Here is a 21,967-nt window from a genome sequence, read left to right as displayed (position 1 = left end):
TAGTCCTTATCGTTTCAGATTAACAAGCTCCTGCAATATTTCATCAGATGTCGTGATAATGCGCGTGTTGGCCTGAAATCCGCGTTGCGCCACAATCATATCCGTGAATTCTTCAGATAAGTCGACATTTGACATCTCTAATCTTCCTGAAGAGAGGGTACCCCTTCCGTCCGTTCCTGAAGCTCCGATTTGTGGGGCGCCTGAGTTCACAGATTCTTGGAATAGGTTATTCCCCGCCTTCTCCAATCCGCCCGGATTACTGAATTTAGTCAGAGCAATCGTGGCTGCAACCTGATTGGCACCACCTGTTGTAACAATATTGATGTCCCCATTTTGAGCAATACTGAAGCTTTGGAGAGCAGCGATATTCAATTGGATGTCACTGCCGTTAATATCTTGAACCTTATAGCCCTCACCCGTTACTAAAACTCCCTCTTCATCCAAGTAGAAATTACCAGCTCTTGTATAATAGTTATTCGTGCCTTCCTTCACGATGAAATAGCCGTCTCCTTGAATGCCAAGATCCAACGTCCTTGATGTATTTTGCAGGCTGCCTGCTGTATCAACGGTGTCAATGGAGGAAATCGAGCTTCCAAGACCAACCTGAACCGCATTTGTCCCCCCTCTTGCATCTGTAGATGTGCTTGCTCCTGCCGTGGTTTGACTGATCGCATCCTTAAAGGTGACGCGGCCTTTCTTAAAGCCATACGTGTTCACATTGGCAATGTTATTGCCAATGACATCTAATTTGGTTTGAAAGTTTTTCAACCCGCTAATACCTGAATACATTGAACGCAACATGTGAACATTCCCCTTTCTTTCGGCTGTCGATTGGTTTGACAGCCTGGGCTGTGCCCGTACTTCTTTCTTTAAATCGATGCCATTATGGCAAAGCCAACATACAATCCTCCATCAAAATTAGATGGTTTGCTCATTGCCCAAATCCTCAGCTGACTCGTATCAATTGGTCAATGGAAAGAATGCTTTTTTTCTCATCATTAACTTCCAGACTCAATTGCCCATCCTTTAAGAAAACGGACAATACTGCAGCTGCTGCCTCCTTTTGCTGGTCATCCAACCATGTGACATTTCTGCCGATAAGCCTGCTTGCTTCAGCAAGATTAGGGCGGTGTTCAGAATTAGAGGCATTTAAGGATGAAATATTTGCAGGGCTTAAGACGGTTCCATCCTCTAAGGTGAACTCAGCTTTCCCTGAGTTAAATTGGACGGCGGCGACCGTTCCTTTCCCCTCTTGTATAGCGCCATTGCTCAATCCGTCATCTGAACGGATATTATGGTAGGTTATCTCCTTGCCAACGAATTGCGAATACCCCAGCAATAAATTTTCCGTTTGCGACTGGAGCATCGATTCAAGCACGGTATTCATATTGCTCATTTGCTCAAGACTCGAAAATGTCGCCATCTGGGAAACAAAGGCTGTATCATCCATCGGACTCGTTGGGTCTTGATTTTGCAGCTGGGTAATTAACAGTTTTAAGAAATCATCCTTATCAAGATTGCCGTTTGCTTCTCTTACTTTATTCTCAACCGAGCTGTACATCAGGCTGGTATCAATTGAGGTCACGGAATCTCCCTCCTTTATATCGTTTCATTTATTAATAATTGCTGAAGCTCATCGAGGAAGCTGGCCATTTCTAGCTCCTCTTCTTCCTTTAGCAGTTCCTGATCCTGGTCTTTCCTTTGCTGATGGTCCTTCAAAGTCTCATCAAAGGCTGCATGTGAATCTTGCAAAATAATTCTGTCCATCTGAATACCCTGATTCGATAACGTCATCTTCAAATGGTTTAAATGAGAATCAAGTATTTCTTTCCCCTGCTGAGTATTGGCGATGATACTTGCGGTAATCTGACCATTCTTCTTGATCATTTCAATTTGCAAAGTGCCTAGATGTTCCGGTGCAAGCTGGATTTGCAGTCTTTGCAAACCATTGAAAGAGGTAAGCTTCGCCTTTGAAAGAATGGTATCCAATTGCTTCATCCATTCATTTGACTCAACCGGCTGTCCATTCTTCATGACAATCAGCGGTCCGCTATCCATTCTCTGCAGATCTTTAGCAAGAATCGTCTGATTAACGGCCATTTCCGGCACCCCGCTTCTCAGCCCAAAACTTGAATCCCGCGGCATATTATGCAGGGTGGACGAATCAGATTTAGGATTTTGATCCTTTTCTGTGCCTTGTGCAGAAGTGAAGAGACTCCCTATCCTTTCAGACCATTTATCAAGGGCATTTGCCAGCTTTTCTTTCGATTCTAGTAGGCTTGGTTCCGTTCCGTTCACCGTGCCGGCAAGGGCTGCAAGCTTGCTCCATTTCAAAATCATTTGCAATGGCTTACGTACAGCATTGTCCATCCATACATCATCATTAATACCCAATGACTGCTGCAGGATAGAGACAAGCATCTCCAGGCTTTTTTCATCAGGCGGGTTCATTTGGATATTCTCCGGCACCTTTAATCCCGTTAATTCCGCGAGCGTTTGAACGGCTGTCAGAACCGATTCTATCGGCTCCTCTCCAAATGAAGCAGTCAAATTGACCGGCATAATTTCCCCTGTTACATTTCCATCCTGATATAGGGCAAGTAATTCAAAGACCTCTGGCACATCCTCCCAATCTTCTGCCTGCAGAAGTCTTATGAGCTCATTTTGCTCTTCCTCTTGTCCTTCATCAGTCATCATGACTGATTCCTTCTCCATTCCCTCCCCAGAAAGCTGTCTCTTTAGATGACCGATAAACACGGAGGTGCGTTTCTCCTTCTCCCCTACCGTCTGATGATCATCAGCCACAGGATATGATGGAAATCCATTCTGCACGGGAAATATAAACTGACTCAACTCTCCACCCCTCTTTCACTCTTTCATCTCTTGAGATTAATCAGCCTCCGCCGAGATTTTAACCATCAGCGATGCAGCTAAAGCTGGATCCATTTTTTCTAATATGGCTGCTCTCGCTTCTGTTGTCACCGCAGACAGTACCTTTGCTGCCTCATCCTCTTTCATTTCCTGCAGAATGAGGGCAGCTCTCTTTGGCGCCATATGTTCATAGGTGGCAATCATTTCCCCTGCCGCCTGATTTTTTTCCCCCGCAGATTCCTCTAGATTCTTCATTGTGCTCTCAAGCTGAGCTATCGTGTGCTCACTTTTCGAAGCTTCCTGTTCCTTAGAATCGAGCATCTTTTCTAGACTTGTTCGTTCTGCCTCTGCATCTTTCAGCTTTTGATTGAGCTTCTTCAATTCCTTTGTATAGTTCTCCTCAAGCTTTTTGGGCTCCCCAGCCTCCCCCTTATCCTTCCAAATAGCCCCAGAAACCTCCTCAGGGCTGTTACCGGAGAGAAAGAAAACGGCGGCTATGCCGATACCAAACAGAAGGAGGATAACCAGTAACGTTAGAAAGATTGCCGGCAGTCCGAAGCCCTTTTTCTCGTATTCTTTCATATGCTCCCCTCCGCGACTTAGGTACGGCCCATATATTGCTGGATTGAGATTTCATCCATTTGCCGATTCTCCATTTGATTCTGCTGTTCCATAAAGACCTGTCGATCTCTTTCTTTCATCTTTTCGTATTTCTTCACTTCAATATTTTTTTCAACAAGCACCTGATGAAAGAAGTTCATTTTGTTGCGCGTCTCGACAACCCGCTTTTGATAATGACGTATCTGTCTCTCATGATTCTCAAGGAAGGACAGATTATGCCGTACCTGTTGGACAGACAGCCCTTTTTTCAGCTGCTCAGCCTGCTTATCAAGCAGTTCTTCCTTCTTTTTCAGCATGCGGTACAATCCTTCAGCTTCTGTTTCGAACTCTTTGACGGCTTCTGTATATTTCGTCTGCGATTCTGTCTTTTCTTTTTCTCTTAAGCTCATAATTTTCTCAAACTTATATCGATAGACCATTTATTCATCCACCTGACTTCGTTAATAAAAGCAATCTTTCCATTGACTGTTGTTTGGTCACCTTGTCCTCGACACCCTGCTTCATCCATTCAACAATATGGGGATATTTACTAATCGCTTCATCAATCATCTGATTGGAGCCCTTCTTGTAGGCGCCAATATTGATTAAATCCTCTGCATCTAGATAGGAGGATAGATATTGCCTGGCTGACTCCGCTGCTTTTGCATGCTCCGGTTCAAACAAATGGGACATGACTCTGCTAATACTCTTAAGCACATTGATTGCCGGAAATTGACCTTTATTGGCCAGCTTTCGATCAAGGACAAAATGGCCATCAAGAATCCCCCTTACCGTATCAGCAATTGGTTCATTCATATCATCCCCATCTACCAATACCGTGTAGAAGGCCGTGATACTTCCATGATCATTCGTTCCCGTCCGCTCAAGCAATTTCGGGAGGATGCTGAATACAGATGGTGTATAGCCCTTCGTCGTTGGCGGTTCACCGACCGCAAGTCCAATCTCCCTCTGCGCCATAGCGACCCTAGTGACCGAGTCCATCATGAGCATGACATCAAGCCCTTGGTCGCGAAAATATTCCGTAATGGCTGTTGCTGTATAAGCAGCCTTGATTCTCATTAAAGGAGGTTGATCAGAGGTAGCGACGATGACGATTGAACGCTTCAATCCCTCTTCACCAAGATCGCGTTCAATGAATTCACGTACCTCCCTTCCCCGCTCCCCAACAAGCGCAATCACATTTAAATCCGCCGAGCTGTTCCTCGCAACCATACCGAGAAGTGTGCTTTTTCCGACACCGCTTCCGGCAAAAATGCCGACACGCTGCCCCTTGCCGACCGTCAGAAGACTGTCTATCACTGTGACACCTGTTTCAATCGCTCCCGAGATGGGAGGGCGCATCATGGGTCCTGGAGGCTCTTGATCAACTGAGACAGCCTGCAGTCCCCCTGGAAGGGAGGTGCCGTCAAGCGGATTTCCGAGTGCATCAAGAGCAAGCCCGACCAGCCCTGGCCCAACCTTTATTTCAAGCGGCTTACCGGCTGCCTCAACGATTGCCCCTGGCGAAATATCATTGACCGTTGTATATGGCATCAGGATGACAATCTCTTCTTTAAAACCAACAACCTCAGCCATTATGGTTCCATTCCGATGATGGCTGTTTGTATGTATATAGCAGACATCCCCAATCGAGCTTACCGGGCCCTGTGATTCAATCATCAATCCGACAACTCGTTTGATTCTGCCAAAACGCTTAAAGGAATCAATTTGTTTAACATAAGAAGAAAGCTCAGTAATTCTCATCCTCTCTCCTCCTCTAATAATTCAAGAAGAATCTTCTTAATTTGGGCAAGCTGGATATCCACACTCGCATTCAGGCGCCCGTTTGAGGATTCAATATAGCAGTCTCCCTCTGACAGCTCTTCATCAGGATAAATATAAAAAGCCGTCTCTCTCGGGAATAAAGATATCAATTCATCCTTCTTCCGATTGATATGCTCATAGTGGGCAGGATGGATATGAAGTTCAATATTCTTATATTCTCTTGACTCCTTGATTGCGTTTCGAACAAAGGCAAAATACGTATTCTCATCCCCGTAAAGCTGATGGGCCATAATTTTTTCAGCGACCTCTATGGATATGTCTAAAATTGTTCTCTCAGCCTCTTTAATCGTTTTGTAATAGATTGAACGCGCATCTTCTGCAGTTGCCTTTGCGAGACGGATCATTTCCTGATACTCATTCTGGCCATGTTCCATTCCATGCTTGAAACCGGCATCAAAGCCTTCTCGGCATGCTTTCTCACTCATCGCATTGCGTTCCTGTTCCCAGGCAGCTCTTTCGGTCTCTATCTCTTCCCTTATCAGAGCTGCTTGTTCATTTGCCTGCATAATCATTTCCTCTGCCTTCATCCTCGCTTCTTCCAGCAAATCCTCCGGCAAGGGGATGGTGCTTGCTTCCTCCTTCATCACACCAGACTTCTGTGCTGTGACAGAACGGAGAGCCAAAACCTTATTCGTTACACTTCCATAATAGGCAGAATGGGATTTAATGATTCTAGACAATGATGTCATCTCCTCCGCCTCGTGCAAGCACAATCTCACCAGCATCCTCTAATCGCCTAATGACGGCGACAATTCTTGATTGAGCCTCTTCAACATCCCGAAGACGAACTGGCCCGAGAAATTCCATTTCTTCCATGAAGGTTTCGACCATTCGTTTAGACATATTTTTATAAACAATGTCTTTGACCTCCTCACTAGCCACCTTGAGTGAGAGAAGAAGATCATCATTCTCAACGTCACGAATTACTCGCTGAATGGCACGATTGTCAAGGGTAACGATATCCTCAAAGACGAACATTCTTTTCTTGATTTCCTCTGCCAGGTCAGGATCCTGGATTTCAAGTGCATCAAGTATGGTCCTCTCTGTTGACCGGTCTACTCCATTCAGCACTTCTACCACTGCTTCTATGCCCCCGGTCTGTGTATAATCCTGCGTAACAGTAGCAGACAGCTTTCGCTCGAGGATTTGCTCAACCTCACTAATGATTTCCGGCGATGTACTATCCATAAGCGCAATCCTTTTAGCCACATCTGCCTGCATATCATTAGGCAGTGCCGAGAGAATCTGGCTTGCCTGGGCAGCATCCAAATAGGATAGGATAAGAGCTATTGTCTGAGGATGCTCATTTTGAATGAAATTCAAGATTTGTGCTGGGTCGGCTTTTCGTACAAAATCGAACGGTCTAACCTGGAGAGATGTCGTCAGGCGATTAATGATAGCCTTTGCCTGGTCTCCCCCCAGCGCTTTCTCCAGAACGGTCTTCGCATAGCCGATTCCGCCTTGCGAGATATATTCCTGTGCCAGAGCAAGCGTGTGAAACTCTTCAAGGACAGCGTCCTTTTCCTTCGGTCCAACCTTACGGACACTCGAAATTTCAAGCGTCAAATTCTCAATTTCTTCTTCCGATAGATGCTTATAAATATTGGCTGACACATCCGGACCTAAGGAGATGAGCAGAATGGCTGCTTTTTGCTTACCCGTCAGCGTATTTCTCTTCTCTCTAATTGACATCCTTGATCCTCCTTAATCTTCTGCAATCCACGATCTCAATAGTTTGGCAAATTCATCAGGCTTTTCCTTCGCCAATTTCTCTAATTGCTTTCTCCTCATGGTCCCCTCTGTTTCAACCTCTTCCTCAATGTTAGGCACCTCTGCCGGCGCTAATAGCTCTTCATATTCAGGCTCTATCATTTTCTCTTCCTTGCGGGAGCGGATGATATAGAAGATGAGCAAGAGAATGAAGACCAATAAGAAACCGCCAATCGCATAAATCCACCCAGGAATACCTGAGCGTACTTCTTCTTCATCGAAGGTTATCTTGCCATTAAACGGCTGAACAGATACGACGATTTTTTCTTCTACCTGTTCCTCAGTCAATTCCTCCTCCATAGTCGATTTATCAATACTGGTTCGAATGATTGTCCCTAGGATATTTTGGATATCCTCGATTTGTTCAGCCGACAGTGAAGCGGCATTTGCAGCATCAGGCGGCTCAACCATGACTTGGATTCCAAGATCCCTTATTTTGTATGGGGATTCTATGATCTCCTTGCGAATTCGATTAACCTCATGATTAATTGTTTCTTCTGTTTTCTCATAGTCACCGTTGCCATTCGACCCCTCTAAATATTGCGTCCCTAAAGAATCTGAGCTGTCCTCGGTAATCGGTGTTCCTCCTTCAGCCGCATCGTTTCCACTATAGGTTTCCGTTAGTTTTTGAGCACTTATGGCTAAACCTTCCATATTCTCTTTGTCAACAGGTTCAACTAAGTTCTCTTCACGGTTTTCCTGCGTGAAATCAACATCAGCTGTCACGGACACAACAACCTTGTCATGCCCCATTATGGTGCCAAGCATCGTTTGAACTTGCCTTTGAATATCCTTTTCCACCTCATTCTTGATACCGCTTTGTGAGGCAAATGTATCAGATGTACCGTTCCCTGAATTGTTTAGGTCAAAATACTCAAAGTATTGATTCATAATGACGATATTTTCTACAGGAAGGTTTGTCACACTTTTGGCGACTAGATGGTAGAGCGCCTGAATTTGGGAATCCTCAAATTCCTGACCAGGCTTTGTGTTAAGGACGATTGAGGCAGAAGCAGTTGCTGCCTCATCACTGACAAAGATTTCTTTTTCCGGTATCGTCAGCATAACCTTCGCATCTTGCACACCATCAATTCCTTTGATTAGTGCAGCGATTTCATTTTGCAGGGCATCTTGTTTAATGACGTCAAATTCATTGTCCGTCATCCCAAAGCTTGCATTCTCACTGAAATAGGAAAAGTCAATATTTCCCGACTCAGGAAGGCCCTCTGCTGCCAATTCCACTAATAATGTTTCTGTCATTTCAGCAGGCACAAGGATAGATGTACCACCCTCACTTATTTCTGATTGGATACCTTTTGCATCCAAGTTTTCCTTAATTGCTCCTGTCTCAGAAGGAGAAAGATTGCTGTATAGAGGAACAAGTGTTGTTCTTGTCATGTAATACGTAATGACAGCCGCCAGAAGCACGATTCCTGCCATCATCGTGATAAACATTGTTTTCTGTTTACCTGTACGCCCCTTCCAGTAATCTGTCAGTTGACTTTTATATTTATCCAATGATTCCTTCATCATGATCCCCCGAACTTATCTTTCTTGCATCACAATAGGCTGGTATTCAAATATGATAGAAAGATCCTACCTGCGATGAATAACACCTTCGTTAAAAATTCTTCTACCCGTAATGAAGGGGCTTGTTATGTATATCGAACTTCCATTCGTAACAGCCATCTTACATGCTGATTCTCATCATTTCCTGATAAGCTTCAATTGCTTTATTTCTGAATTGCATTGCTGCCTCAAGTGTTATACTCGCCTTTTGAGCGGTAATCATGACATCTTCGAGACTCACGTCTTGCCCAAGAGCTAATTTTTGAGTCAAGTCACTTGATGCATTTTGAGCAGTGTTAATTTCTGAAATTGTTTCTTTAAGAACGGACGCAAAAGATGTTTGCGCTTCGTATGCTGTATTAGAACGCATTTCATCTGTTTTATTCTGAGTAAACACAGATGAGACAGAATTTGATAGTACTGATATATCCAAGAATTACCCTCCTTATCTTCCAATTTCGAGTGCCTTCATCATCATGCTCTTCGATGCATTAAAAGCAGTTACATTGGCTTCATATGACCTTGTGGCACTAATTAGATCAACCGTTTCCCTGAGTGTATCTACATTCGGCATTTTCACATAGCCTGTCTCAGGATCTGCATCGGGATGAGAGGGATCATAGACTAATTTGCTATTATCCTCCTCCACATAACCAGCAGCATTCGCTTCTGGATTTGCTGGATCGTATACCCTGTTGGTTTCTTCTTTAATGCTTTTCACACGAACACCCGATCCACCGAAGGATGTGCCTGATCCCATCGCTTGGTGTAAATAACCAGAAAAACCGTTATTCTTTGTTTCAAGTACAACAGACTTTCGCTTATAGGGCTGCCACTGGCCATCTACATATTCACCTCTCGTTGTTTCGGCATTAGCCATATTGGAGGAGATTACATCCATTCGCAGTCTTTGTGCAGTTAATGCACTCGAGGTGATGGAGAGACTATTGAAGATACCCATCGTTAATTCCCTCCTTTAATGACGTTACGCAATGTATTGAATTGACCATTCAGCCTTTCAATCAATGCATGATGATAGATTTGATTTTGTGCGAGCTCACTCATTTCGCTGTCCATATCCACACTGTTGCCCGTACTATTATAGTTTTGACTATCCCGTCCCATTTTTATTGGGCTAGCTTTGCTTGCCTGAAAATCAAAATGTCTCTCATCCGATTTAACAGAGGCAACCTCAATAGCTGCATCCAGCTCTGTCCGAAAACCGACCTTCATCGCCTTGTAATTCGGTGTATCAGCATTAGCAATATTTTGTGATATAACTTCAGACTTAATGGATGAATACTGGAGCCCTTGCTGCAGGGCTGTGATCGTATTTGAGAATAAATTCATTTCTATCGTTCCTTCTCCTTTCCTATAACACACAAGGTTAAAAGTAGTTCAAAAGACCTCCATTTAACGAAATACCCACAACACGCTTCCCTTTTATTACAAGAAAAGCTAAAAATATGTCAAATATGACAAAATTCGAATATTTATCAACTAATTGTTATAAATAATAATAAATAAAATAGGACAAAAATGATAAGTACAATAGTCCTAATTTTCGACATTATTTTATTTTATTGACATATCATTCGTCCTATATAGTCCTTTTTCACCCCTCCATATAAATTTTTGAACATAAAAAAAGCCCGTCCTCCTACTATGGAGAACGGGCTTTATCATTTGATTAGCGTTTCAAGCTCTCAAGCTCATTCAAGAATTTGGCATTCAATACTTTAATGTATGTTCCTTTCATACCTAGTGAACGTGATTCAATTACACCGGCACTCTCAAGCTTTCTAAGTGCGTTTACGATAACAGAACGTGTGATTCCGACACGGTCAGCAATTTTGGATGCAACCAACAATCCTTCATTGCCTTTTAATTCTTCAAAGATATGTTCAATCGCTTCTAATTCGCTGTAAGAAAGAGAGCTGATTGCCATTTGTACAACAGCCTTGCTTCTTGCTTCCTCTTCAATTTCTTCAGCTTTCTCACGAAGAATTTCCATTCCTACAACTGTCGCACCGTATTCACCTAAGATTAAATCATCATCAGAGAACTGCTGCTCAACACGGGAAAGAATAAGTGTACCAAGACGCTCACCGCCGCCTACGATTGGAATAATCGTTGTTAGGCCTGCTTTGAACAAGTCTCTGTTTTCAACAGGGAATGCTGTATATTCACTGTTGATATCAATATTGGAAGATGTTTCTTTAATATTGAAAAGATTATTTGTATATTCCTCTGGGAATTGACGATCCTCGAGCATTTTCTTCATACGGTCATTTTCGATTTGCTGATTGATTTGGAAGCCAAGCAATTTCCCTCTGCGGGATACAACGAAAATATTCGCATTAATGACTTCACTCAAGCTCTCAGCCATTTCCTTAAAGTTAACTGGTTTCCCTCCAGTTTGCTGTAGCATCGAGTTAATCTTTCTTGTCTTGTTTAGTAAATCCATTATTCTTCCTCCTAGATATTGTCCTTATAACTATTAAACCAATGCATTAAGTGAATTGGATAATTTTCGAGTAAATTGAAACTATTTGTATGTACCCAAAAGGGTGCTTTTAAAACATGTTGTCTTATAGAATAAATTCACTTAAGTCCTTGTTTTTAGAAATCTCCCCGAGCTTTTCGTCCACATATTGAGGCGTTATCATGATTTTTTCCATCGTGATCTCAGGTGCTTCAAAGGATAGGTCCTCTAATAACTTTTCTAAAATGGTATGCAGTCTGCGTGCTCCGATATTATCCGTATTTTGATTCACTTCAAATGCAACTTCCGCTATTCTACGAATAGCTTCGTCTGAAAATTCAATTTGTATACCTTCTGTTTCTAATAAAGCGATATATTGTTTAATAAGCGCATTATCAGGTTCCACTAATACTTTATAAAAATCATCAACAGATAGCTTCTTCAATTCAACACGAATTGGGAAGCGCCCTTGCAATTCAGGAATTAAATCAGACGGCTTAGCAATATGGAATGCCCCTGCAGCAATAAACAGGACATGGTCTGTCTTAAGAGTGCCATATTTCGTCACGACAGTCGACCCCTCAACAACAGGTAGAATATCCCTTTGTACACCTTCCCTAGAGACATCTGCAGAAGACCCGCCGGCAGATTTGGAAGCAATCTTATCAATTTCATCAATAAAGATGATTCCATTCTGCTCTGCACGCTCAAGCGCTACTTGGGTCACTTCATCCATATCAATTAATTTTTGAGCTTCTTCATTAGCCAAGACTTTTCGTGCATCCTTGACAGCAAGCTTCCGTTTCTTTTGCTTCTTCGGCATAAGATTGCTAAAGGCATCCTGCATATTCATACCCATTTGTTCCATGCCGGAGCCCTGAAGCATATCAAACATAGACGGCGGCTGTTCTTCAACCTCAACCGTAATGATTTCTTCCTCAAGCTCGCCCTTGAACAGCTTATCTTTGATTATTCTTCTCTTCTCATTGATGGACTTTTGTTCATCTTCATCATGTTCAGATGAGTCTGCTTCATTGGATGAACCCCCAAAGATCATCTCCAGCGGATTTTTGAAGCCTGCTTGCTTTTTCGCTGAAGGGACAAGAAGCTCGACGATTCGGTTATTGGCATTTTCAACAGCCTTATCCTTCACCTCAAGCATCCGTTCCTCTTTCACAAGCCTGACAGCTGTTTCAGCCAAGTCTCTGACCATGCTTTCTACATCACGTCCGACATAGCCGACCTCTGTAAACTTCGTTGCTTCCACCTTAACGAAAGGGGCTTTCACAATCTTTGCAATTCGACGGGCTATTTCTGTTTTACCGACTCCTGTCGGTCCAATCATCAAGATGTTCTTCGGTACAATTTCATCTCGAAGCTCCTCAGAAAGCAAGCCTCTCCGGTAACGATTGCGAAGCGCAACAGCAACAGCCTTTTTCGCATCATTCTGCCCGATTATGTATTGGTCGAGCCTTTCTACGATCTGTCTTGGAGTTAAATTACGTACATCCGGTTTCATCATGTATCCTCCTTTGCCTTATAGCTCTTCCAAAATAATATTTGAATTCGTATATACACAAATTTCAGAGGCAATCGTTAATGAAGCATGCGCAATTTCCCTTGCTGTCATTTTATCACCGGAGAATCGTTTTAATGCACGGCCTGCAGACAATGCATAATTTCCGCCTGACCCAATTGCTAAGATGCCGTCATCAGGTTCAATAACCTCTCCTGTTCCTGAGATCAAAAGCATACTGTTTGTATCCATGACAATCAGCATAGCCTCCAATTTCCTTAACACCTTGTCACTTCGCCATTCCTTTGCCAGCTCAACTGCTGCCCTTTGTAGATTTCCGTTGTATTCGTGCAATTTGCTCTCAAACATTTCAAACAGCGAAAAAGCATCAGCTACAGAACCGGCAAAGCCGGCAAGAACCTTGCCGTTAAAGAGTTTTCTAACCTTTCTTGCCGTATGTTTCATCACAACTGCGTTTCCCATTGTCACTTGCCCGTCGCCAGCCATGGCATAACCCCCATTATGCTGAACGGCAAATATAGTAGTAGCGTGAAATTGTTCCATCATACAACTCCTTACTCTTGATTAGGACTTATTTAAATCTTCTTAAGCCCTGGGATGACTATTATTATATACTTCTCTCAGTCTTTCCTTCGTTACATGAGTATACACTTGGGTCGATTGTACAGAGGAATGCCCAAGGAGCTCTTGCACCGACCGGATATCCGCTCCGTTATTTAATAAATGGGTTGCAAAACTATGCCTGAGCATATGGGGGTAAATATTGGTATTACCACATGCCTTTTCCATTATATTTGTTAAAATGTAGCGAACCCCTCTCGGAGTGAGAGGCGTGCCTCTCTGGTTCACGAACAGAAAATTATGCGTCTGGCTGTTCTTCGCCATCAACTCTGCTCTTGAATCGCCGATATATTCAATGAGCGCTTTTTTTGCATGCTCTCCAAATGGGATATAACGGTCTTTACTGCCTTTACCATGAGCAAGGACAGTCATTAAGGAATAATCTACATCACTCATTTCAACATTACAGCACTCACTGACCCGCATGCCTGTTGCATACAATAATTCTACCAATGCCAGGTCCCGCTTTCCAAGATGGGTTGATCCATCAATGGAATCAAAGAGAACTTCCATTTCTTCCTCATATTTAAATCTCGGAAGTCTTTGCTCCCTTTTAGGAAGTGAAACACTTGCGAACGGGTTTTCGGAGACAATATTCTCTCGCATCATAAATTTATAAAAGGAGCGCAAGCATGAAATTTTCCTGCTTATACTCCTTTTAGACATATTATGTTCGGTTAGATTAGTGATAAATAATCGGGTATCAGGGTACCTTACGATATCAAAGGAAGAAATTGCTTGCTCATCCATGAACAAAACAAATTCTTCAATATCCTTTTGATAACTTGCAATTGTATATTTTGAATAGTTTTTTTCAATTTGTAAATACTTTATATAATTTTCTATAGAAGTTTCAATGTTCATAATATTCACCCCGCACAAGGGTCACTAAATGTTATCACATTTTCGTGACCCAGGCAATAAATTTTACAAACTATTCGAAAAGTTTTGAATCGTTTCTAATGCACGTCCTGCATGGGCCTCTGCACGCTCTTGCTTCGATTTAATCCGTCTTCCCAAGTCTGGGAAAAGACCGAAGTTCGCGTTCATCGGCTGGAAGTTCTTCGCATTGGTTGTCGTTATATAATTCGCCATGCTTCCCATTGCTGTTTCTACAGGGAAAACGGCTGGTTCTAAGCCTTCTGCTAATCTTGCGGCATTAATCCCAGCAATCAATCCAGATGCTGCGGATTCAACATAGCCTTCTACACCTGTCATTTGCCCCGCAAAGAAAAGATTCTCCCGCTCTCTCAATTGGTAGGTACTCTTCAATACCTTTGGAGAATTGATGAATGTATTCCGGTGCATGACGCCGTAACGGACAATTTCTGCATTTTCCAAGCCAGGAATTAAACGGATGACTTCTTTTTGAGGTCCCCATTTTAAATGTGTTTGGAATCCAACAATATTATAAAGGGTTCCCGCTGCGTCATCCTGTCTCAATTGCACGACTGCATAAGGGCGTTTCCCTGTCTTAGGATCCTCAAGGCCAACCGGCTTCATTGGACCAAAGAGCATCGTTTTCTTTCCTCTGTTTGCCATGACTTCAATTGGCATACAGCCTTCAAAGAATATTTCCTTCTCGAACTCCTTCAATGGAACCGTTTCTGCACTAATCAAAGCCTCATAGAAAGTATTGAACTCTTCTTCCGTCATTGGGCAGTTCAAATAAGCCGCTTCCCCTTTATCATAACGGGATTTCAAATACACCTTATTCATATCTATGCTGTCTTTTTCAATAATGGGCGCTGCCGCATCATAGAAATAAAAATAGTCTTCACCCGTCAGCTTGCTGATTTCCTTCGAAAGCGCTTCACTGGTTAACGGACCTGTTGCAATAATCGTGATACCATCTGTAGGAATCTCTGTCAACTCCTCATGATGAACCGTGATATTCGGATGATTTTTGAGTGTGTCTGTTACACGACCCGCAAATTCATGTCTATCAACAGCTAATGCTCCCCCGGCAGGGACGGAACAATGGTCGGCAGAGTCAATGATCAAGGAATTCAAGTGACGCATTTCTTCCTTCAATACTCCAACCGCATTTGTCAGCGTGTTGGCCCGCAAGGAATTACTGCATACCAATTCAGCAAATTTATCTGTATGGTGGGCAGGTGTCTGCTTCACTGGTCTCATTTCATATAAATCCACCTGGATTCCTCTTTGAGCGATTTGCCACGCAGCTTCACTGCCTGCGAGTCCCGCTCCTACTACTGTAACACTTTTTTTCATTAATAAACCTCCACGAAGTCGTACTATGTAGAATACGCCAGTAATTTATTTCATCACACTATTATTTTACAGAATAGCAGCAATATGCAAGCAATACTATATACTATATTCCTACGTATTCCAAAGGAAAAAGTTTCATTTCAATGCGATTCTTTATAAACATGAAGAGAAGGAAGGGCCGCTGCCCTTCCTTCCTCATGCCTGTGTCTCTTCCTTATAACTGCAATTGGTGCATTGCACCTGGACGCCTTTTTTGAGTTTTTTCTCGACAAGCGGACCATTACATTTTGGACATGGCCGCTGAAGCGGCTTATCCCAGGAGACAAAATCGCAGGTCGGATAACGGTCGCATCCATAGAAAATGCGGCGTTTCTTGCTTTTCCTCTCAACGATATTGCCCTCATGGCATTTCGGACACTTAACCCCAATTTCCTTTACGATTGGCTTCGTATTCCGGCAATCAGGGAAATTGCTGCAAGCCATGAATTTGCCGTAACGGCCCATCTTGTAGACCATTGGAGATCCGCATTCCTCACACATTTCTCCCGTCGGCTCATCCTTAATTTCGATTTTCTCCATTTCTACTTCGGCTTTCTCCAAATCTTTCTCAAAGCCTTGATAGAATTGATCAATGATATTGACCCATTCAACTTCGCCATCTTCAATATGGTCAAGATCGCTTTCCATTTTAGCCGTGAATTCAACATCAAGGATATCCGGGAAGAACTCCATCATGATATCATTCACGATTTCTCCAAGCTCTGTCGGTATAAACCGTTTATTATCGAGAGCAACATACCCTCGCTTTTGAATCGTGTCAAGCGTTGGAGCATATGTGGAAGGACGGCCGATACCGAGTTCCTCCAATGTCTTCACAAGCCTTGCCTCTGTGTAGCGTGGCGGCGGCTGTGTAAAGTGCTGATTTGGGACAATATCCTTTGAATAAACGATATCTCCCTCGGATAGCTCCGGCAGCAGATTCTCTTTCTCCTCAGTCTGGTCATCTGACCCCTCAACATATACCTTCATAAAGCCAGGAAATTTCACTTTGGAGCCATTGGCTCTGAATAAAACATCCTCAGCCGTTAAGTCAACTGCCATTGTATCCATGACCGCAGGCGCCATCTGGCTCGCAAGGAAACGTTCCCATATTAGCTTATATAAGCGGAACTGATCTCTTGAAAGGAATTCCTTGATGGAGGCTGGATCCCTGTGAACACTGGTTGGACGCACAGCTTCGTGAGCATCCTGTGCGCCGCTGCTCTGCTTGTCTTTACGCGGTGCCTGTGAGTGGTATTCTTCACCGTATTGGGATCCAATCCAGCCGCGGGCTTCTGTTTGAGCGGTTTCAGAAATCCGTGTTGAATCAGTACGCATGTAGGTGATCAAACCGACCGTTCCTTCTTTGCCAATCTCAATTCCTTCATAGAGCTGTTGGGCAATCATCATCGTCTTCTTCGCACGGAAGTTTAGCTTGCGGGCTGCTTCCTGCTGAAGGGATGAGGTCGTAAACGGCGGCGCTGGATTACGTCTCCGCTCCTTTTTGGTCACTTTTTGGACCGTAAACTCATTACCTTTTATTTTTGAAAGAATTCCTTTAACATCCTCTTCATTGGAAAGCTGTACCTTTTCCTTGTTAAGAGAATGGAAGTTTGCTTCAAACTCTTTATTTCCTTTCAGGAACGTTCCATTAATGGACCAGTACTCTTCCGGGATAAACTTCGTAATTTCTTTTTCGCGGTCAATGACAAGTCTTACCGCAATGGATTGAACACGCCCTGCACTCAACCCTTTTTTCACTTTCTTCCATAATAGCGGGCTGATATTATAGCCTACCAATCTGTCTAGGATTCGTCTTGCCTGCTGGGCATCAACAAGATTCATCTTGATCGGGCGGGGATGTTTAAAGGATTCCTTTATAGCATCCTTTGTAATTTCATTAAACACAACCCGGCAATCAGAGTTGATGTCAACCCCTAAGCTATGCGCTAAATGCCAAGCAATCGCTTCCCCTTCGCGGTCGGGGTCGGCTGCGAGATAGACTTTCTTTGCTTTCTTTGCGGCCGTTTTCAATTCCTTCAATACATCACCCTTACCACGAATGGTAATGTATTTCGGTTCATAGTTATGTTTAACATCCACTCCTGTCTGGCTTTTCGGTAAATCCCGAACATGCCCCATGGATGCTTTCACTTTATATTTTTTTCCTAAGTATTTTTCTATGGTTTTCGCTTTTGCGGGCGACTCCACAATCACTAAATAATCCGCCATTTTTTTCCTCCTTAAGAGGTTCTCTATTCTCTATTATCATGCATGTATGATTATGCAGGTTTCATTTCGTATCTGTCAATCATTGTTTTAATTCAATTCCAAACAATCTGTTATTTCAGACTTATTCATCAAGATGCCAAAAAAAACCTTGTCTGAAGCACAATGTATAACAGAAATACTTTTTTTGCAACCTTAAAAACCTTATATAACTGTTTTGTCATATTCATTTCCAGTCATTTTCCTGCTCTCTTATTCCCATTCTGACAAGATATCCTCCGCACACGTAACTAGCTTTGCCCCTTCCCTGATCCAGGCGTTTGTACCTGAGGAAGGCTCGGAAAAGATGCTCCCCGGAACAGCAAAAATATCCTTTCCTTGTTCAAGCCCGCGTTCAACCGTAATAAACGTACCGCTTTTTTGCTTACTTTCTACCACTAAAATCGCTTTTGATAAACCACTGATTAATCGATTTCTCATAGGGAAGTGCCAGGGCTTAGGACGAACAACCGGCGGGTATTCAGAAATAATAAGTCCTTTTTGCATAATTAAACGGGCCAAATGAATGTTTTCCCGCGGATAAATATGATGAAGGCCTCCTCCGATAACCGCAAGGCAATCTCCATCATTTGCAAGTGTTATTTTGTGAGCCAGGGAATCAATCCCTTTTGCTAAGCCGCTTACAACACTAATGTCAGCCTGGACAAAATCCGGAACCAATCTCTTCAGCACCTCACTTCCATATTCTGTCGGTGCTCGAGTTCCTATAATGGCTAAAATTCTCTCGTGTGTCAATAGGCTGACATTTCCCTTTGCATATAAAACCCAAGGTTGTTGATAAATATTAGTGAGGGTAATCGGATATTCCTCATCAAGAAAAGATAGACAATGGATTCCATCTTGCTCATAAACTGAGGGCATCTGGGAGAGCTTTATGTTATGAAGGTCTTTTATGAAGAGTTGAAGATTAGGGGATTCTAAATGAAGGAGCTTCTTCCAATATAGCAGGGGCCTTTCGTAGATTTTCAGCAATTCAGGATCATCCTTTAATAGTTGGTATAGTCCCTTCCACGACATACCTCGACAATGGTCCAAATGCACCAGCCGATTCTTCCATACATCCATGTAATCTCTCCTTTAATTCTGAGTATTTTTCCAAAAAAAGATAGCAAGGAAGGGTGCCCCCCGAAGAGAACACCCTATCTATGATTGATTAATGTGTTTTACATTTGTCGTACAAGCCTTTTTCTTTCAGCACTTGAAGCATTGTTTCTCCCATTACGGCAGGTGTTTCAGCCACTTTAATTCCACACTCATTCATGATGCGGATCTTCTCATCAGCTGTTCCCTTACCGCCGGAGATAATGGCACCAGCATGGCCCATTCTCTTGCCTGGAGGGGCAGTTCTTCCGCCGATAAAGCCTGTTACTGGCTTAGTCATATTTTCTTTCACCCATTGTGCTGCTTCTTCTTCTGCTGTTCCCCCGATTTCTCCAATCATGATAACAGCATAAGTATCTGGGTCTTCATTGAATGCCTTCAAGACATCAATAAAGTCGGTTCCATTAACCGGGTCTCCCCCGATTCCTACGGCAGATGATTGGCCGAATCCTGCTTGGCTGAGCTGATGAACAGCCTCATAAGTCAAAGTTCCGGATCTGGACACTACACCGATATGACCTTTTTTATGGATATAACCTGGCATGATGCCGATTTTGCATTCTTCTGGTGTAATAACACCCGGACAGTTTGGTCCAATAAGCCTTGTTTTCTTGCCTTCCATATATCGTTTTACCTTGACCATATCCAGCACTGGAATATGCTCGGTGATACAAATAACCAAATCAAGCTCAGCATCTACCGCTTCAAGAATAGAATCAGCTGCAAACGGAGCAGGCACATAGACAACAGATGCATTAGCGCCAGTAGCTTCCTTCGCTTCAATAACCGTATTGAAAACAGGCACTCCTTCCGCTTCAGTGCCCCCTTTACCAGGAGTTACACCGCCAACGATCTGCGTTCCATATTCAAGCATTTGTTTTGTATGAAAACGTGCAGTTGAACCAGTGATTCCTTGCACAATAACTTTTGTATCTTTATTAACAAATACGCTCATTTCCTTATCCTCCAGTCTTAACCTATTAACGAAACGATTTTTTGTGCACCATCAGCCATAGATTCCGCAGCCGTAATATCGATACCGGATTCTCTTAGAATTTTCTTACCGAGGTCTACATTCGTTCCTTCTAAACGGACAACCAATGGAACATCAAGGCTCACTTGCTTCGCAGCTTCTACAACGCCTTCTGCAATGACATCGCATTTCATGATGCCGCCAAAAATGTTAACAAAAATCCCTTTAACGTTTTTGTCAGATAGGATGATTTTGAATGCTTCGGTTACCTTCTCTGCTGTCGCACCGCCCCCAACATCAAGGAAGTTAGCGGGATTTCCGCCATAATGGTTGATGATATCCATTGTGGACATAGCAAGGCCGGCTCCATTTACCATGCAGCCAATATTTCCGTCTAGGGATATATAGCTTAAGTCATACTTGGATGCTTCGATTTCTTTTGGATCCTCTTCATCAAGATCTCGATATTCGACAATATCCTTATGGCGATACAAGGCATTTTCGTCGAAATTCAGCTTGGCATCAAGTGCCATTACCTCACCATCGCCAGTTACGACTAATGGATTGATTTCCGCAATAGAGCAGTCCTTTTCAACAAATGCATTGTATAAGCCCATCATGAATTTAACTGTTTTATTGACTAATTCCTTTGGTATATTGATATTAAATGCAATTCTTCTAGCTTGGAAAGCCGTCAATCCTACAACCGGATCGATTACCTCTTTGAAAATTTTCTCTGGTGTTTTTTCGGCTACTTCTTCAATCTCCGTTCCGCCTTCTTCAGATGCCATCAGGACGATTCTTGAAGTGGCACGGTCCAATACAAGCCCAACATAGTATTCCTTCTTAATATCACAGCCTTCTTCGATAAGTAAGCGTTTAACTTCTTTACCGTCAGGACCCGTTTGATGTGTGACAAGCACCTTGCCAAGAATCTCGTCTGCATAGGTACGAACCTCATCAAGTGATTTAGCGACCTTAACCCCGCCGGCTTTCCCTCTTCCGCCTGCATGGATTTGCGCTTTGACAACGGTTACAGGTGTTCCCAGCTCACTTGCTGCATTCACAGCTTCATCTACCGAAAAGGCAACCTTGCCATTAGGGACCTTAACCCCGTATTGTCTGAGGATTTCTTTACCTTGATACTCATGGATATTCATTGTTTATCCCCCTATCGAACTTTCAAACTATAAAGAATATACTGCTTTTTCATTGTATTAAATCTAGTATTTAAAGTCCAATATTTGAGAGCAAATACAGCCATAATTCGGTATTTTATAACAAATAGTTCCTTTCACCTTCCCTCATTTCCCTTTCTCTGGCGGTATTTTCGCTATAGGTCATTTCACCATAGCTATAGGAATAACAGGTTCTTTTTCTCTTTTTGGTCAGATAACAAAGATTTTCATTGATATTATCTTGGCATATTATTTCTCCTTTGTTTTTGAAGGGTTCCCTAATCCCGATTATGAATATTTATACAGTATACAGACGGTAAAGGATTCTTCATGATGGTCTCTTTAATGACTCTATTTCAATCGTCATCTTCCGAACCACCTTCCCCTTATTTAAAAACGAGTAATGGCTTATTGAGGAGGATCATTTTTCAGCTAAACCATTTTATGTGATTTATAGACCGACAGCCGGCTTTACCATTCTCTTCGGTATTTCTTTTTAGTACAGCTTTTAAGAAGAAAAGATAGCGGTAGAAAGGAGGGGACACCAGCCTATAAGCGGATGGGTCAGTATTTATTCATAAGCCAGCTAGTTTCATAGAATAGGAGTTAATGGTTTATTCAAGTGAGGTATCTTGCAACCCTGCCGCAGCTATCCCCTTTTCACTTCGTAAAGATGAGTTTAGCATCACCGTGATAACTCCGTTAATTGATATTCCGAAATATTAATACAATCGGTGATATTCAGGACCTATACTACAGGGAAGTATCATTGCATAAAAAAAGCAGATAGGTCCTGAAGGCACCTATCTGCCATTATCCGTCATTCTTGTTTTCCATATAAATACACAGGAAAA

At 42.8% G+C, this 21,967-nt stretch carries 21 protein-coding genes; all 21 read right to left on the bottom strand.

What is annotated here, in order from left to right:
• Positions 1-6: 6 nt before the first annotated feature.
• Positions 7-801: a flagellar basal body rod protein FlgG gene (flgG, locus tag ACY8DX_RS07555; RefSeq protein ID WP_462406470.1), complete on the bottom strand. Its 795-nt coding sequence runs from the start codon at positions 799-801 to the stop codon at positions 7-9.
• 145 nt (positions 802-946) lie between these two features.
• Positions 947-1,585, bottom strand: a complete 639-nt coding sequence (flgD, locus tag ACY8DX_RS07550; protein WP_049671423.1) for a flagellar hook assembly protein FlgD — start codon at positions 1,583-1,585, stop codon at positions 947-949.
• Positions 1,586-1,599: 14 nt separating this feature from the next.
• A complete protein-coding gene (locus ACY8DX_RS07545) occupies positions 1,600-2,853 on the bottom strand; it encodes a flagellar hook-length control protein FliK (RefSeq protein WP_462406469.1) in 1,254 nt (417 codons plus the stop codon).
• A 36-nt stretch (positions 2,854-2,889) separates the two neighbouring features.
• Positions 2,890-3,453, bottom strand: a complete 564-nt coding sequence (locus ACY8DX_RS07540) for a MotE family protein (protein WP_462406468.1) — start codon at positions 3,451-3,453, stop codon at positions 2,890-2,892.
• A gap of 17 nt (positions 3,454-3,470) precedes the next feature.
• Complete coding sequence (fliJ, locus tag ACY8DX_RS07535) at positions 3,471-3,911, bottom strand: flagellar export protein FliJ (RefSeq protein WP_462406467.1); 441 nt, start codon at positions 3,909-3,911, stop codon at positions 3,471-3,473.
• Between the two features lie 4 nt (positions 3,912-3,915).
• The gene (gene fliI / locus ACY8DX_RS07530) at positions 3,916-5,235 is read right to left on the bottom strand and encodes a flagellar protein export ATPase FliI (RefSeq protein WP_462406466.1); all 1,320 of its coding nucleotides are present in this window, start codon (positions 5,233-5,235) and stop codon (positions 3,916-3,918) included.
• Entirely contained in the window at positions 5,232-5,996 is a 765-nt protein-coding gene (gene fliH, locus ACY8DX_RS07525) for a flagellar assembly protein FliH (protein ID WP_462406465.1), read from the bottom strand. Before fliH ends, fliI begins: the two co-directional genes overlap by 4 nt.
• Positions 5,989-7,008: a flagellar motor switch protein FliG gene (gene fliG, locus ACY8DX_RS07520; protein ID WP_049671429.1), complete on the bottom strand. Its 1,020-nt coding sequence runs from the start codon at positions 7,006-7,008 to the stop codon at positions 5,989-5,991. The genes fliH and fliG overlap by 8 nt, the downstream gene beginning before the upstream one ends.
• Positions 7,009-7,020: 12 nt before the next feature.
• Positions 7,021-8,616 carry a flagellar basal-body MS-ring/collar protein FliF gene (gene fliF / locus ACY8DX_RS07515; RefSeq protein WP_462406911.1) on the bottom strand — a complete coding sequence of 532 codons (1,596 nt, stop codon included), beginning with the start codon at positions 8,614-8,616 and terminating at the stop codon, positions 7,021-7,023.
• Positions 8,617-8,776: 160 nt separating this feature from the next.
• The gene (gene fliE / locus ACY8DX_RS07510) at positions 8,777-9,025 is read right to left on the bottom strand and encodes a flagellar hook-basal body complex protein FliE (RefSeq protein ID WP_049672954.1); all 249 of its coding nucleotides are present in this window, start codon (positions 9,023-9,025) and stop codon (positions 8,777-8,779) included.
• A gap of 75 nt (positions 9,026-9,100) precedes the next feature.
• Positions 9,101-9,616, bottom strand: coding sequence for a flagellar basal body rod protein FlgC (locus tag ACY8DX_RS07505; protein ID WP_049671431.1), 516 nt, complete (start codon positions 9,614-9,616; stop codon positions 9,101-9,103).
• A gap of 2 nt (positions 9,617-9,618) precedes the next feature.
• Positions 9,619-10,005: a flagellar basal body rod protein FlgB gene (flgB, locus tag ACY8DX_RS07500; RefSeq protein WP_049671432.1), complete on the bottom strand. Its 387-nt coding sequence runs from the start codon at positions 10,003-10,005 to the stop codon at positions 9,619-9,621.
• A gap of 340 nt (positions 10,006-10,345) precedes the next feature.
• Positions 10,346-11,122 (bottom strand): GTP-sensing pleiotropic transcriptional regulator CodY, encoded by a 777-nt coding sequence (gene codY, locus ACY8DX_RS07495; protein ID WP_049671433.1) that lies wholly within the window; start codon positions 11,120-11,122, stop codon positions 10,346-10,348.
• Positions 11,123-11,246: 124 nt separating this feature from the next.
• The gene (gene hslU / locus ACY8DX_RS07490) at positions 11,247-12,659 is read right to left on the bottom strand and encodes an ATP-dependent protease ATPase subunit HslU (protein WP_462406910.1); all 1,413 of its coding nucleotides are present in this window, start codon (positions 12,657-12,659) and stop codon (positions 11,247-11,249) included.
• Positions 12,660-12,677: 18 nt separating this feature from the next.
• Positions 12,678-13,220 (bottom strand): ATP-dependent protease subunit HslV, encoded by a 543-nt coding sequence (gene hslV / locus ACY8DX_RS07485; RefSeq protein WP_049671435.1) that lies wholly within the window; start codon positions 13,218-13,220, stop codon positions 12,678-12,680.
• 42 nt (positions 13,221-13,262) lie between these two features.
• A complete protein-coding gene (gene xerC, locus ACY8DX_RS07480; protein ID WP_049672955.1) occupies positions 13,263-14,165 on the bottom strand; it encodes a tyrosine recombinase XerC in 903 nt (300 codons plus the stop codon).
• Between the two features lie 60 nt (positions 14,166-14,225).
• Positions 14,226-15,533 (bottom strand): FADH(2)-oxidizing methylenetetrahydrofolate--tRNA-(uracil(54)-C(5))-methyltransferase TrmFO, encoded by a 1,308-nt coding sequence (gene trmFO, locus ACY8DX_RS07475; protein WP_049671436.1) that lies wholly within the window; start codon positions 15,531-15,533, stop codon positions 14,226-14,228.
• Positions 15,534-15,728: 195 nt separating this feature from the next.
• Complete coding sequence (gene topA / locus ACY8DX_RS07470; protein WP_049671437.1) at positions 15,729-17,804, bottom strand: type I DNA topoisomerase; 2,076 nt, start codon at positions 17,802-17,804, stop codon at positions 15,729-15,731.
• Positions 17,805-18,053: 249 nt separating this feature from the next.
• Positions 18,054-18,926 (bottom strand): DNA-processing protein DprA, encoded by an 873-nt coding sequence (dprA, locus tag ACY8DX_RS07465; RefSeq protein WP_462406464.1) that lies wholly within the window; start codon positions 18,924-18,926, stop codon positions 18,054-18,056.
• An 88-nt stretch (positions 18,927-19,014) separates the two neighbouring features.
• On the bottom strand, positions 19,015-19,917 hold the full coding sequence (gene sucD / locus ACY8DX_RS07460; protein ID WP_049671439.1) for a succinate--CoA ligase subunit alpha: 903 nt from the start codon (positions 19,915-19,917) through the stop codon (positions 19,015-19,017).
• Positions 19,918-19,934: 17 nt separating this feature from the next.
• Positions 19,935-21,095, bottom strand: coding sequence for an ADP-forming succinate--CoA ligase subunit beta (sucC, locus tag ACY8DX_RS07455; protein WP_049671440.1), 1,161 nt, complete (start codon positions 21,093-21,095; stop codon positions 19,935-19,937).
• Between the last annotated feature and the right edge of the window lie 872 nt (positions 21,096-21,967).

Source organism: Gracilibacillus sp. Marseille-QA3620, assembly GCF_054950035.1.
The sequence above is the reverse complement of the archived record's forward strand: the minus strand, read 5'-3'. Positions and strand labels throughout refer to the sequence as shown.

Coding starts and splice junctions, on each gene's coding strand:
- flgG (WP_462406470.1), bottom strand. CDS start 801: ATGTTGCGTTCAATGTATTCAGGTATTAGCGGGTTGAAAAACTTTCAA.
- ACY8DX_RS07540 (WP_462406468.1), bottom strand. CDS start 3,453: ATGAAAGAATACGAGAAAAAGGGCTTCGGACTGCCGGCAATCTTTCTA.
- fliJ (WP_462406467.1), bottom strand. CDS start 3,911: ATGGTCTATCGATATAAGTTTGAGAAAATTATGAGCTTAAGAGAAAAA.
- fliI (WP_462406466.1), bottom strand. CDS start 5,235: ATGAGAATTACTGAGCTTTCTTCTTATGTTAAACAAATTGATTCCTTT.
- fliG (WP_049671429.1), bottom strand. CDS start 7,008: ATGTCAATTAGAGAGAAGAGAAATACGCTGACGGGTAAGCAAAAAGCA.
- fliF (WP_462406911.1), bottom strand. CDS start 8,616: ATGAAGGAATCATTGGATAAATATAAAAGTCAACTGACAGATTACTGG.
- fliE (WP_049672954.1), bottom strand. CDS start 9,025: ATGCGTTCTAATACAGCATACGAAGCGCAAACATCTTTTGCGTCCGTT.
- ACY8DX_RS07505 (WP_049671431.1), bottom strand. CDS start 9,616: ATGGGTATCTTCAATAGTCTCTCCATCACCTCGAGTGCATTAACTGCA.
- flgB (WP_049671432.1), bottom strand. CDS start 10,005: ATGAATTTATTCTCAAATACGATCACAGCCCTGCAGCAAGGGCTCCAG.
- codY (WP_049671433.1), bottom strand. CDS start 11,122: ATGGATTTACTAAACAAGACAAGAAAGATTAACTCGATGCTACAGCAA.
- hslU (WP_462406910.1), bottom strand. CDS start 12,659: ATGAAACCGGATGTACGTAATTTAACTCCAAGACAGATCGTAGAAAGG.
- hslV (WP_049671435.1), bottom strand. CDS start 13,220: ATGGAACAATTTCACGCTACTACTATATTTGCCGTTCAGCATAATGGG.
- trmFO (WP_049671436.1), bottom strand. CDS start 15,533: ATGAAAAAAAGTGTTACAGTAGTAGGAGCGGGACTCGCAGGCAGTGAA.
- topA (WP_049671437.1), bottom strand. CDS start 17,804: ATGGCGGATTATTTAGTGATTGTGGAGTCGCCCGCAAAAGCGAAAACC.
- dprA (WP_462406464.1), bottom strand. CDS start 18,926: ATGGATGTATGGAAGAATCGGCTGGTGCATTTGGACCATTGTCGAGGT.
- sucD (WP_049671439.1), bottom strand. CDS start 19,917: ATGAGCGTATTTGTTAATAAAGATACAAAAGTTATTGTGCAAGGAATC.
- sucC (WP_049671440.1), bottom strand. CDS start 21,095: ATGAATATCCATGAGTATCAAGGTAAAGAAATCCTCAGACAATACGGG.